The organism is Anaerostipes rhamnosivorans (assembly GCF_005280655.1).
Lineage (GTDB): Bacteria > Bacillota > Clostridia > Lachnospirales > Lachnospiraceae > Anaerostipes > Anaerostipes rhamnosivorans.
Window position 1 is genome coordinate 948,622 of sequence record NZ_CP040058.1, and the last position, 13,789, is coordinate 962,410.

Genomic DNA, 13,789 nt, shown 5'->3' on the forward strand with positions numbered 1-13,789 from the left:
TCTCTTTTCGTTAAGGACAGATAAAGGAGAAAAAACAACGTGGTTTATCAATACAAAAATAACGGATATAATATGGTGCTGGATGTGGAGAGCGGATCAGTTCATGTAGTGGACGATCTGAGCTATGAAGTTATTGGACTCTACACTAGCCACTCATTGGAAGAGATCAAAAAGGAACTTTCCGGCTATAAGGACGCAGAGATCGAGGAAGTTTATGAAGAGATCAAAGGTCTGGAAAGCCAGGGAGTGCTGTTCACAGAGGATGAATACGAGGATTACATAACAGAATTTAAAGAACGCCCTACTGTGGTAAAAGCACTCTGTCTGCACATTGCCCATGACTGCAATCTGGCATGTAAATACTGTTTTGCAGAGGAAGGAGAGTACCACGGAGACCGCTCCATGATGAGTTTTGAAGTGGGAAAACAGGCATTGGATTTTTTGGTGGAGAACTCAGGAAACCGCAGGAATCTGGAAGTAGATTTCTTCGGCGGGGAGCCTCTGATGAATTTTGAGGTTGTAAAACAGCTGGTGGCTTACGGAAGATCACTGGAAGAGGAGCACAACAAGAAATTCCGATTTACTCTGACCACCAACGGTGTCCTTTTGGACGACGAGGTCATGGAATTTGCCAACCGAGAGATGGCCAACGTGGTACTGAGCATCGACGGAAGAAAAGAAGTCCATGATACCATGCGCCCTACAAGAAACGGCAAGGGAAGTTATGATTTAATCATTGATAAGTTCAAGAAATTTGCTAAGCTGCGCGCAGGAAAAAGCTATTATGTGAGGGGTACCTTTACCCACGATAACCTGGACTTTTCTAAGGATGTGCTGCACCTGGCGGACGAGGGATTTGATCAGATTTCCGTGGAGCCTGTTGTCGGCCCGGAGGAAGAGAGATATACGATCAAAGAGGCAGATCTGCCCAAAATCATGGAGGAATACGACCTGCTGGCAAAAGAGATCATCAAAAGAGAGAAGGAAGGCAGAGGATTTACATTCTTCCACTTTATGATCGATCTGACAGGGGGGCCTTGCGTGGCGAAACGCCTTTCAGGCTGCGGTTCAGGTACAGAGTACCTGGCAGTGACTCCTTGGGGCGACTTATATCCATGCCATCAGTTCGTGGGAGAGGATGACTTTGCCGTGGGAACTGTATATGACGGAGTCACCCGCCAGGATATTGTCTCCGAATTCAAGAAGACAAGCGTTTACTCCAAAGAAGACTGCAGGGATTGTTTCGCTAGATTTTACTGCAGCGGAGGTTGCAGCGCCAATTCCCATAAGCTCAACGGTACGATCAACGGCACCTACGATGTAGGGTGTAGATTGGAGAGAAAGCGTGTGGAATGTGCGCTGATGGTGAAAGCTGCATTGGCAGACCAGAGTGAAGAAGAATAAAGGAGCAGAACTTATGAAGACAAACAATAGTAAGAAAGGAAGATACGCCGCCGGGCTGATCCTGCTTGTCGCTGTGTGTGTGTTTGGAATTTTCATCACCACAAAAGGACTCGGGAAAAATAAGATAGGCCGAGCACAGAACATTGAGCTGGGGCTTGACCTGGCCGGAGGAGTCAGCATCACCTATGAGGTAGACGGCAAAAATGTATCGGATAAAAATATCGACGATACTGTGTATAAACTTCAGAAGCGTGTGGAGGGCTACAGCACCGAATCTGAGGTTTACCGTCAGGGAAAAAACCGGATCAATATTGAGATCCCTGGAGTAACAGACGCAAATAAGATTCTGGACGAACTGGGACAGCCGGGAACTTTGGCATTTATGGTCCAGGACGGCAAGTCTATGAAGACGGTGCTGACCGGAAATAATGTAAAATCAGCAAAAGCGCAGACTACTGAGGGAGATAACGGGGCAAAGGATTATGTGGTAGCCCTGGAGTTCGACAAAAAAGGGACCAAAGCATTTGCAGATGCCACTAAGAAAAATGTTGGAAAACCTATTTATATCATCTACGATAACCAGATCATCAGCGCGCCTAACGTACAGAGCGTGATCACAAAAGGGGAGTGCAGCATTACAGGGATGGAGAACTATGAGGCTGCAGATAATCTTGCTTCATCCATCAGGATTGGTTCCCTTCCGGTAAAATTAAAGGAGCTGCGTTCCAACGTGGTTTCCGCTAAGCTGGGTGTGGATGCCATCCAGACCAGCGTAAAGGCCGGAGCTATCGGATTTGCATTGGTGTGTGTGTTGATGATCGGACTGTATTTCCTTCCGGGTGTGATCGCATGCCTGGCACTGGCCATCTATGTATTGATGACACTGCTTGCCCTGAACGGATTCAATGTGACACTGACCCTTCCTGGTCTGGCCGGTATCATCCTGGGTATTGGTATGGCCGTGGATGCCAACGTTATTATCTATTCCAGGATCAAGGAAGAAGTGGCTCTGGGCAAAAATGTAGGGACAGCCATTAAATCAGGATTCCACAAGGCTGCATCTGCCATCATCGACGGAAATGTCACTACTCTGATCGCCGTGGCAGTCCTTTGGTTTAAGGGAACCGGAACAGTCAAGGGATTCGCCCAGACTTTGGGGATGAGTGTTCTTATTTCCATGTTTACAGCACTTGTTATCAGCCGGTTCTTAGTCACCGCTGCATATAAATTCGGATTTAGAAGCCCTAAGCTGTATGGAAAGGCCAGAACTCTCAAAGAAAGGGACTTCATCGGTGCAGGAAAAAAATGTATGGCTGCTTCATTGATTGTGATCATTGCCGGACTTGCATTCCTTCCGATCAACAGTTCCAGGATGGGAACCCCTCTGAACTTTGATCTGGAATTTTCAGGGGGAACCTCTTCCACCATCACATTTGATAAAGATGTGAAAGTAAATGACAGCCTTGAAAAGAAGGTTGTATCCGCCTATGAAAAAGTCAGCAAATCTACCTCTGTCCAAGGACAGAAAGTAAAAGCCAACAACCAGATGGTCATCAAATCTGTGGAGTTGAACTTAAGCCAGAGAAAACAGATTGAAAAGACCATGAAAAAAGACTTTAAGGCCAAGTCTGTGACAACGGAAAATATCAGCTCCACCATCAGCAACGAGATGCAGAGAGATGCGATCGTGTCTGTGGTCATTGCAAGTATCTTTATGCTGATCTACATTGCCATCCGGTTTAAGGATGTGAAATTCGGAGCCAGTGCTATCATAGCGCTGTTGAATGATGTATTGATCGTATTTGCGGCGTACTCCATCGGCAGGCTTTCGGTGGGAGGCACCTTCATTGCCTGTATGCTGACGATCATTGGTTATTCCATCAACTCCACCATCGTTATTTTCGACCGTATACGGGAGAATATGCAGGAGGCGGACCAGTCACAGCTTAAGAGTATTGTCAATAAGAGTATCATCCAGACACTGACAAGATCCATCAATACGTCACTGACGACATTTATCATGGTATTTGTACTGTTCCTCATGGGTGTATCATCGATCCGCCAGTTCGCCCTGACCTTGATGGTCGGCGTTGTGTGCGGGGCATTTTCTTCTGTGTGCATCACAGGACCGCTCTGGTACTTCATGAAAACAGGATTTAAAAAACAGCCTCAGGCGGTTATAGAAGATAAGTCTGCCGGACAGGACGGTCAGCAGGATGCGGCTGCTAAGCCGAAAAAGAAAAAGAAGAAAAAGAAAAAAGGAATTCGATAGGGAAGTTGAAAACTGCAGTCAGACATAAGGTTTGATTGCAGTTTTCTTTCATCACGGAAAGGGAAGTAAAAGTCACTTATGGAAAAATGGTTTATCAGCAAAAAGAAAGCAGATTTTGATCAGATCGGGAAGAAATTTGGCATCGATCCGGTGGTCGCCAGGCTGATCCGAAACCGGGATATCACAGATGAGGAAGAAATACGCCGTTATCTCTCAGGGACTCTTTCAGATATATCAGATCCGGCGGCCATGAAGGGAGTCAAAGAGGCATGCATACTGCTTCAGGAAGCCCTTAGATCAGGAACGAAGATAAGGATCATCTCCGATTACGATGTGGACGGAGTGATTTCAAATTATATATTGTGGAGAAGTCTGAAAAATCTCGGAGGAACTGTGGATTACACAATCCCCGACCGGATCCAGGACGGATACGGGATGAATACAGACATGGTGCTTCAAGCAAAAAAAGATGGCATCGGGCTGATCATCACCTGTGACAACGGGATCGCCGCATTTGAACCTGTGGCGGAGGCAAAAAAGCTCGGTATGAATGTTATTGTGACAGATCATCACGAGGTTCCGTATCAGATGGAGGACGGCCGGAAGCAGGAAATACTGCCGCCGGCAGATGCGGTAGTGGATCCAAAGCAGAAGGGGTGTGAGTATCCTTACAAGCAGCTGTGCGGAGCCGGAGTGGCATTCCAGCTTATGAGTGCACTTTACCGGGCAGAAGGCAGGGAGGAGAAAGAACTGGAGCCTCTGCTCTGTTTTCTGGCCATAGCAACTGTCTGCGATGTGGTAGATCTCACGAAAGAGAACCGTATATTTGTCAGAGAAGGATTAAAGCGGATCGGATTTACAGAAAATATTGGGCTTCAGGCACTGTTAAAAGCACATAAGCTGGAAGATTCAGAAGTTAATTCTTATCATCTGGGATTTGTTATCGGTCCGTGCATTAATGCCAGCGGGCGCCTGGAGTCGGCAGAAAAGGTGTTGAAGCTGTTTCTTGAAACAGACCCAGATGAGGCGTTGGAGACAGCCCAGGAGTTAAAGGAACTCAATGACCAGAGAAAAGGAATGACCAATGACGGGGTCAGGGATGCCTTAGAACAGATCAGCCGGAATGGATATGATAGGGATAAGATACTGGTTATTTATCTGCCTGACTGCCATGAGAGCATCGCGGGCATCATTGCAGGCAGAGTGAAGGATAAACTGCATAAGCCGGTGTTTGTGCTGACCAAAGGCAGAGAAGGGATCAAGGGCTCTGGACGGTCCATTGAGACGTATCATATGTTTGAAGCCATGAACGAGGTGAAGGATGTATTTACCAGATTCGGAGGCCATGCCATGGCTGCTGGATGCTCTCTTCTTGATGAGTCTAAAGTGGATGAATTCCGGTTACGGATCAATGAATGCTGCACACTTGGGCAGGAGGACTTTATAAAAAAGGTGACCATTGATGTGGATATGCCTGTTGATTATATCACTATGGGGCTGGTGCGACAGATGGCTGTGCTGGAGCCGTTCGGCAAGGAAAACAAAAGGCCTCTGTTTGCACACAGAAAACTTTTCATTGAAAGAATCCAGGTATTCGGCGATAATAGAAATGTAATCCGGCTGTCACTTCAGAGTGACAGGGGAACAAGAATGACCGGAATGATCTTTGAAGAAGAAGAGTCATTCCGCCAGAAGATGGGAGAGGGAAAGCAGTACATCACTTGTACCTATTATCCGGACATTAACGTATACAGGGGAAATGAGAGCCTGCAGATACGGATACAGCATTACTTTTTTACATAGGGAGGACAGTTATGAGCCAGATTAAGTTAGTAACCATGGATTTAGACGGAACTTTGCTGAATGACAAGAAGCAGATTTCTGAACACACAAGGGAAGTGCTTTCTGAGGCAGCGAGGAGAGGGGTTCACATTGTACCGGCCACAGGACGGATCTTTAAAGCCATTCCTGATTTTATCAGGGATATTGAAGGAATCCGCTATGCCATCTGCTGCAATGGGGCAACCATTTATGATGCCTGGGAAGATAAGATCATATATAAGAACCATATACCGAAGGAGACCGTGCTAACTCTGATCCGTGCTCTTGCCCAGTGTAACTGCACCAGGGATATTTACAGGAACGGGCAGGGTTATATGGAAGAGAAATTTTATAATCATCTGGAGGATTTTGATATCAAAGGCCAGCAGAAGGATTTGATCTTGAGGACAAGGCAAAAGATCGATGATCTGGAGGCCTATGTGGAGGAAAACAGCGACGGAATAGAAAAGGTCAGTGCATTTTTCGGTGACTTGGAGGAGCGGAAACGTGTCATGAAGGAACTGGACGGCCTGGGTATCGCCAGTGTTTCAAGTGCGCTTTTTAACAACATTGAGATCACCCAGATAGGATGTGACAAGGGCGACGGGATCACCCAGCTTGCCAAGTATCTCTCCATACCGATGGAAGAGACGATGGCCTGCGGTGACGCTGCCAACGATACCTATATGATCAAAGCCGCAGGCTTTGGAGTTGTAATGGAAAATGGAATGGACGAACTGAAAGAGATGGCAGATTTTGTGACAAAGTCCAACGAGGAAGACGGAGTTGCCTGTGCCATTGAACGGTTTGTGCTGAACTAGAGGAGAGCAGAGCATTATGCGTTTTTTGCATATGGCCGACCTGCATATCGGCAAGTCGGTAAACGGAATGAACTTAATAGAAGATCAGAGATATGTACTGACGCAGGTATTGGATCTGCTGAAAAAGGAGCCCGTTAACGGGCTCCTTTTGGCAGGCGATATTTACGACAGGAGCATACCTCCCGCGGAGGCGGTCACATTGTTTGACTGGTTCCTGACGGAAGTTTCAGAGCTCTTGGTGCCTGTATTTGTTGTGGCAGGGAACCACGATTCAGGTGAGCGTCTGGAGTTTGGACAGAAGCTTTTCGGCCGGCAGAAGGTGTATGTGGAGGGGATTCTTAAAGAAGAGTTTCCAGCCATTGAAATGGAAGACGAGTACGGGACCTTGATCCTTCATCTGCTTCCGTATTTTAAGCCGGCGCAGGCAAAGGCTCTGTACCCAGATGATGAGATCCGAACATATGAGGAGGCCATGCGCGCTGTTTTAATGAGGCATCCAGTTGACCGGACAGCGAGGAATGTGCTGGTTACCCACCAATTTGTCACGGGGACAGAGCCGGTGAGACAGTCCGATTCAGAGCTCTCACTGAGTGTGGGCGGAGCGGACCAGGTATCTTATTCCCTGTTCGAGGATTATGATTATGTGGCACTGGGGCATATCCACGGCCCCCAGAGAGCGGGGAGGGACTCGGTCCGCTACAGCGGTTCTATTCTAAAGTACTCATTTTCTGAAGAATCCCATAAAAAATCTGTGACACTCATCGAGCTAGAGCAAAAAGGAGAGGTCAATGTAACGACTTATCCGCTGACTCCTTTGCACGATATGCGCCGCATCAAAGGAAAGCTTGAGAATCTCTTGGATCCGGAAGTTACTGGGGCGGCTGACTGTGAGGATTATATCAGTGCAGTGCTCACTGATGAGGAAGAACTGGCGGATCCTATGGAAAAGCTCCGTGCATCTTATCCCAACATCATGGAGCTTAATTTAGAAAAGAGACAGAGATCCGGCGGGAACGGCATATCGGCTGACGTCCGGGAGAAAACTCCTTTGGAACTGGGGGAAGCCTTTCTTTTGCTGACCAGCGGGGAGGCAGAAGAAAAGAGGATGGATTTTCTGAAACAGCTTTTGGAGGAAGGAGGTTCAGACAGATGAGACCATTGTTCCTTGAAATATGCGGCTGGGGTCCGTATCCAGAGAAAAACAAGATAGACTTTTCAAGGCTTCATGGAGGCCTCTTTCTGGTCACAGGGCCTACCGGCTCCGGCAAAACTACCATTTTTGACGCATTGACCTATGCTCTCTACGGGGAGGTCAGTGGAAGTGTCCGGACGAAGGAAAGCCTGAGGAGCGACTTTGCCTCACAGAAGGAGGATACCTATGTGATCCTTGAGTTCTCCCACAGAAATAAAAAATACCGTGTGGAGAGGCATCCCAAATATATGAGGGCCAAAAAAAGAGGCTCCGGCATGACGGTCAAGAAGGAAGATGCAGTCCTGACACTGCCGGACGGAACGGTTAAGGCAGGTACAGCGAATGTCAATGAGGAATTATCCCGCCTTCTTTTGATCAACTATGATCAATTCCGCCAGATTTCCATGCTGGCTCAGGGAGAATTCCAAAAACTCCTGGTAGCCAGGTCCAGCGAACGGGTGGAGGTATTCCGCTCTATTTTTCATACTCAGATATACAAAAAGATTCAGGCACTGGCAGGAGAAAAGTCCAGGGTCCTGCTGGGTGAGATCCGTGAACTGACCAGCAAAATGGAAGAGGCGGCAGAACTTTCAGAGGAAGAAGAGGAATACCGGGAGGCAAGAGAAAAAAAGGACTTTAAAGCCGTGGCTGCATATCTGGAGGAAGAACTCAGAGAAAAGAAAAGGTTTGCAAAGAGGGCGGAGGAAAAGAGCAGACAGCAAAGAGATGAGTATGACTCAAAAAAACAGATTTTTGAACAGGCGGAGAAGATACAACAGGAGCTGGGGGAATTGACAGTCCAGATCAGCAGCCTGGAAAGGGAACTGTCGGAACTTACTGAAAAACAGCGAAAAATCAAACAGCAAAAAGAGGAGACGGAAAGTCTCAAAGCCTGTATGGATCAGAAAAAGGAACGGCTTGGTGTCTTAAAAGAGCTGCGGGGCCGTCTGGAACATTTTTGGCAGCTGAAAGCATCATATGAAGCACTGAGGGACCAGGAATCCGGGCAGATCAAAAGAGTGGAGGCGGCACGGCTGCAGAGATGGCTCCGTGCACAGGAAGAGACAAGACGTTTCGGGGAAGAATATGAAAATATTGCCAGACAGTTTGAACAGGCTGAGGACCAGTACCGGAAAGCAGAGGAACACCGAAGGAAGGAACAGGAGGCCTATATGGATGTGCAGTCTGCATTTTATGCGGGAAGCATCGGCATTTTGGCAAAAGAACTGAAAGAAGGGCATCCCTGTCCCGTGTGCGGTTCTGTCTCTCACCCAGATCCCGCTCAAATTCCTTTGGAAGTTCCTGACAGGCAGCAGGTGGAGGCCCAGAAGGAACTGGCGGAAAAAGCCGAAGAGAACCTTCACGGCTGGTATAAAAAGATGCTGGAGCTGAAGGAAAAGAAACACACGGCAAAAGCAGACTGGGAAAAAAGGCAGCAGGAACTGGGCAATGAGCCGGAATGCAGAGCGGTTACACAGACTGAGGTTATTTCTATGGAAAGGCTTTCTCTTGATGAGGAGGAAGAAAAGCTTGCCGAGATCAGGCAAAACACAGTGAAGACAGAAGGACAGCTGAAAGCTTTCCAGACAGAACTGCAAATGTCAGACAGTGCAGAAAATATTCAAGAAGAGTATGACCGCCTGGAGGAAGAACTCCAGGAGTATGAAAGCAGGAAGGAGCGGCAAGACGCCGAGAGTATCGCGCTTGAGACAGCTCTTTCCAAGGCATGCACGCTGCTCGGTGAGCGTAGGATGTCCTTTGAGCAGAAGAAGAGGCAGAAGTCTGGCCTGGATCTGCAAAAGATAGAGAAAGACGAACTGAGAGACATGGAGGAAAGGATAAAAAGGTCAGAGGATGAGAGGGAGAGGCTTGCCGTGATCCTTCACCAAAGACAGCAGGCGCTCAAGTCACTGAAAGAGAAACAGAAAAAGAAAGAAATGCTGGAGGAAAGATACGGCATTGTAGGTGACGTGGATCGGCTGCTAAAAGGGGATAACGGACTTCGCCTGACCTTTGAACAGTTTGTACTGATCACATACTTCCAAGATATTTTAAAGGCAGCAAACATAAGATTTTTAAAAATGACCGGGGGACGGTATGAGATGTTTCGCAGTGAGACCGTCACGGATGCTAGGAAAAAGGATAACTTAGAAATAGAGGTAATGGACTATTACACAGGAAGGCGAAGGTCTGTGAAGACACTTTCCGGCGGAGAATCCTTTAAGGCGGCCCTCTGCCTGGCTCTGGGGCTTTCGGATATTATAAAGAACAGTGCCGGCGGTATTGAGATCGAGGTGCTTTTTGTGGATGAGGGATTTGGTTCCCTGGACAGTGAATCCCTGGAACAGGCAGTGTCAGCGCTTCAGGAACTTTCCGGAGCCAGCCGGATGATCGGGATCATCTCCCATGTTCCTGAACTTTCTGAGAGGGTTGAACAAAAAATTGTTGTCCGGAGGAAAAATATAGGGAGTATCATTGAGAATTTGTGAGAAAAGGATTATAATGAACCTTGGGGGATGGAGAATAAATGAGTGAGCTAAGGAGTGAATACAGAATGAACAAGCACATGAAATCCATCTGCTCTGCTGTACTCTGCGGCTGCCTTGTAGTGGGCAGCAATTCTTTTGCATATGGTGCAGAAGCAACGACAGCAGCAAAGACAACAGAACAGAGCTCAGCAACAGAGCAGACAACGACCGCCGAGAGCACAACAACAGCTGCCGGGACAGAAGCCACAACTACGGCACAGCAACAGCAGGAGACTACGGCGCAGCAGCAGACGACTACCCATAAGGACAAGAAGACGGAGCAGAAGAAAAAAACGGCCAAGACTTCTAAGAAAAAAGCAAAAAAGATCAAACAGAAGAACAAGGTCAAAAAGCTCAAAAAGGACAAAAAGCTTAAGGAAGAAAAAGTTGTCTCTAATATTATCCCGAAGGTCTACAATGACACACGCCTCAGTATGAAGGATAAGAAGGAGACCATCGCAGGATTTATCTATTTTAACCAGGGAGATGCGGCATGGAACCAAAATGGCTACTGTATTAAAAGCAGCGGCTGCGGACCGACTGCTATGGCAGTCTGCATCAGTTCGCTGACGAAGAAATGGGTGACTCCGCTGGATACGACCATCTGGGCATATGAGCATGGCTACTACAGCAATGCAGGTTCCGTTCATGAAGTGGTGCCGGCATTGGCAAAGAACTATCAGCTTGGATGCAACGGTCTGGGAACTGACTATAAAAAGATCCGGGATGCGCTGAAAAAGAAGCATCCGGTGGTAGGACTCATGGGTCCTGGATATTTTACCAAGGGCGGACATTTTATCGCACTGGTCGCTATTGATGACAAAGATCAGGTGACAGTGGCAGACGTGGGGAGCAGACAGCGCAGTACATACAAGTACCGTTTGAAAGATGTGATTGAACAGTCTAAGGCTGCATCTGCAGGAGGACCATTCTGGGAGATCTACAAACCAGGAAAGGCAGAGAAAGCGACACTGAAGGCGAAAAAAGCCAAGGCACAGGCGAAAGAGACTAAGGAACAGCTTCAGAAGAAGCACCGTTACAATGATCTGAAAGCAGTGCTCTCTCAGGGACAGAGTGTTATTGTGCCGCTGAAACAGGGAGCCATCGTCTCCAAAGAAAGCTTTGTGACGCTGTTGGACATTGACGCCGGGGATCAGGTATCGGTGGAGATCAAGGAAGAGGAGTCCAGGGAATATCCATTAAAGACTATCGTGGATGAACTTCAGACGAAAGCCATCGGCCAGACCTTCTGGGAGATGACACATCCAATGGAAAAAAGCCAGGGACCTACCCTCTCTGATTTCCTAAAGCAGTAAGAAATATAATGCAGCCCGAATCTCCAAAAGAACGGATTTTCGGGCTGTATTTTTGGCTTTGGAAATTTTTTTAAAGAAATTTAAAAAAACTTGTTGACATTTTTCGCATTATTTTATATACTAGTTTTTGTCGCGAGACAAGGGATCATAGCTCAGCTGGGAGAGCATCTGCCTTACAAGCAGAGGGTCATAGGTTCGAGCCCTATTGGTCCCATTCTTTATGCGATACGCATAAAGATATGGCGATGTAGCTCAGTTGGCTAGAGCATACGGTTCATACCCGTAGTGTCAGCAGTTCGAATCTGCTCATCGCTATGAAAAGACATGTTATGGTTATATAACATGTCTTTTTTTCTGTGCAAAATTTTTTTGGATCTTGTATTAAATTATGAGTTTTTCTCCATTGTCTCCAGTCGGCTCTGGAAAGGCCTACTTCCGACAATGAAGAAAAAATTATCGTAGGTGGCGCCTTTTGTCTTGCAACAGGCATCTCTAGCAGACATTACGTCCATTTTCACCAGTTCGGAGGCCTTGCATTCGAAGGGACGTTAGTTTTTCTTCTTGAAGTAAAGACTCGTAGGCGGTGCGCATTGCGCAGTGAGGCATTCTAAAAGTCGAACGGAAATCATGTAGAAAAAGGATCAAATATCTTCTGGAGGAGCTGACCGACGAGACAGAAAAAAACTCATATCCACAGGGCGCACCGTATTTTATATCCTTCGGATGGACGAGCTTTGCACGATAAGGTATAATAAAAAAAATGGTTTACGTTATAATATATACAGAATTATTTGAAAGCGAGGTATGGGATATGAGAGTGGGAATGGGATATGATGTGCATAAATTGGTAGAAGGGCGCCCTTTGATCTTAGGAGGCGTGCATGTCCCATACGAGAAAGGGCTTCTGGGACACTCTGACGCAGATGTGCTTTTGCATGCCATCAGTGATGCTCTGCTCGGAGCCGCGGCACTTGGAGACATCGGAAAGCATTTTCCGGACACGGATCCAAAGTACAAGGGTGCTGACAGTATCGGGCTGTTAAAGGAAGTCAGGAGACTGGTGGAGGAAGAGTGTTATCTCATTGAAAACGTAGACGCTACTGTCATTGCGCAGAGGCCTAAGCTGGCGCCTTATATTGAGGAGATGGCAGAGAATATCGCAGAAGCTCTGGGTATCGGAAGGAAGCAGGTGAATGTAAAGGCGACCACAGAAGAACATCTGGGATTTACAGGCGAAGGACTCGGCATCAGTGCCAATGCGGTGTGTATGCTGACACCGGTGGACAATTTTATCTATGAAGATGTTTTGAGGCCGGGAGGACAGACAGGGTGCCAGGGATGCCCGGGCTGTCAGAAAGGGGAATAGATGGAGCTTGTTTATGATGACAAAAGCCGCAGGGAACTGATATGTCAGATGTATCAGGACATTTTCCATGACCCCCAGGCGTTTGCAGATTACTATTTTGATCTGGTTTATCCCAAAAACAAGGTGCTCCTGGCATGGGACGGAGATTCTCTTGTGGGTATGATCCATCTGAATCCTTACCGGATGAAGATTTCAGACCGGGAGTTTAACGCACATTACATTGTGGCGGTTGCCACAAAACAGGAAGTGCGCAGAAAAGGCGTTATGAGGAAGATGCTTTATAAGACACTCAATGATATGGCGGAGAATGGGGAACCGTTCACATATTTGATGCCTGCGGACAGGGCTTATTACGAACCGTTTGATTTTGTGTTTGTTTCAGACTGGACGGAGACAGAGATTACCGGAGAGGAAGGGAAATACCCCGGAGAGTTGGAATTCTTCCGGGAGGAGGATACCAAAGCGGTTCTTGAGTTCTTAAATCAGCAGATGCAGTCATATGATATTTATACGGTTATGGATGCGGCATATTTACGTCAGGCAGCCGCGGAAGCAAAGAGCCAGGACGGACGTCTGATGGTATGGAAGGAACAGAAAAAGGTCTGCGGTCTGTTTGCGTACGGCAGAGAGGAAGATGCCGTCTATGTACGGCTGGGTTTTGCCGAAGAGGAAGAGCGGTTTCTTGAAATGTTAAGGGCTGCCTTTCCCGGACAGAAGATCCAAGTATCTGCAGGATGCCTGAGACATGGCAGAAAGGTACCGAAGATCATGTTCCGTATCACCTGTCTGGAAGCTCTGTGCCGCTGCCTAAAGGGCAGAAGAGACCAGGAATTTGTATTGACAGTCAGAGATCCGGTCATCGAAAAAAATAACGGCACTTTTTTATTTTCCACTTCAAAGGAAGGGACCAAGATCAGAAGGACAGAGAAGAAGGCCGAGGGAGAGCTGTCAATCGGTGAATTTTCAAAAGCGGTATTCGGATACGAAGGAGAAGAAATCCTGAAAGCGTATCCGTGTTTACAGGAACTGGTACCAATGGACGCTGTATATATCACTGAGGAGGTATGAC

General features: G+C 47.2%; 9 protein-coding genes and 2 tRNA genes. All 11 read left to right on the forward strand.

Features of this window, described 5'->3' with window-relative positions; genetic code table 11:
- The first annotated feature begins 39 nt into the window (after nt 1-39).
- The 11 genes from scfB (at nt 40) to AR1Y2_RS04750 (ending at nt 13,788) form a co-directional block, all read left to right on the forward strand.
- Nucleotides 40-1,404 carry a thioether cross-link-forming SCIFF peptide maturase gene (gene scfB / locus AR1Y2_RS04700; protein WP_137327926.1) on the forward strand — a complete coding sequence of 455 codons (1,365 nt, stop codon included), beginning with the start codon at nt 40-42 and terminating at the stop codon, nt 1,402-1,404.
- 13 nt (nt 1,405-1,417) lie between these two features.
- Nucleotides 1,418-3,676 (forward strand): protein translocase subunit SecD, encoded by a 2,259-nt coding sequence (gene secD / locus AR1Y2_RS04705; protein ID WP_137327927.1) that lies wholly within the window; start codon nt 1,418-1,420, stop codon nt 3,674-3,676.
- Between the two features lie 78 nt (nt 3,677-3,754).
- The gene (gene recJ / locus AR1Y2_RS04710; protein WP_137327928.1) at nt 3,755-5,479 is read left to right on the forward strand and encodes a single-stranded-DNA-specific exonuclease RecJ; all 1,725 of its coding nucleotides are present in this window, start codon (nt 3,755-3,757) and stop codon (nt 5,477-5,479) included.
- A gap of 11 nt (nt 5,480-5,490) precedes the next feature.
- Complete coding sequence (locus tag AR1Y2_RS04715; protein WP_137327929.1) at nt 5,491-6,318, forward strand: Cof-type HAD-IIB family hydrolase; 828 nt, start codon at nt 5,491-5,493, stop codon at nt 6,316-6,318.
- 16 nt (nt 6,319-6,334) lie between these two features.
- Complete coding sequence (locus tag AR1Y2_RS04720) at nt 6,335-7,471, forward strand: exonuclease SbcCD subunit D (RefSeq protein ID WP_137327930.1); 1,137 nt, start codon at nt 6,335-6,337, stop codon at nt 7,469-7,471.
- Entirely contained in the window at nt 7,468-9,999 is a 2,532-nt protein-coding gene (locus tag AR1Y2_RS04725) for an AAA family ATPase (protein WP_137327931.1), read from the forward strand. The genes AR1Y2_RS04720 and AR1Y2_RS04725 overlap by 4 nt, the downstream gene beginning before the upstream one ends.
- Nucleotides 10,000-10,064: 65 nt before the next feature.
- Entirely contained in the window at nt 10,065-11,354 is a 1,290-nt protein-coding gene (locus AR1Y2_RS04730; protein WP_243118858.1) for a C39 family peptidase, read from the forward strand.
- A gap of 141 nt (nt 11,355-11,495) precedes the next feature.
- Nucleotides 11,496-11,568 (forward strand) — tRNA-Val (locus AR1Y2_RS04735).
- A 27-nt stretch (nt 11,569-11,595) separates the two neighbouring features.
- A tRNA-Met gene (locus tag AR1Y2_RS04740) sits at nt 11,596-11,669 on the forward strand.
- Nucleotides 11,670-12,165: 496 nt separating this feature from the next.
- Nucleotides 12,166-12,720 (forward strand): 2-C-methyl-D-erythritol 2,4-cyclodiphosphate synthase, encoded by a 555-nt coding sequence (ispF, locus tag AR1Y2_RS04745; protein ID WP_137327933.1) that lies wholly within the window; start codon nt 12,166-12,168, stop codon nt 12,718-12,720.
- Nucleotides 12,721-13,788, forward strand: a complete 1,068-nt coding sequence (locus tag AR1Y2_RS04750; protein ID WP_137327934.1) for a GNAT family N-acetyltransferase — start codon at nt 12,721-12,723, stop codon at nt 13,786-13,788.
- Nucleotide 13,789 lies beyond the last annotated feature (1 nt).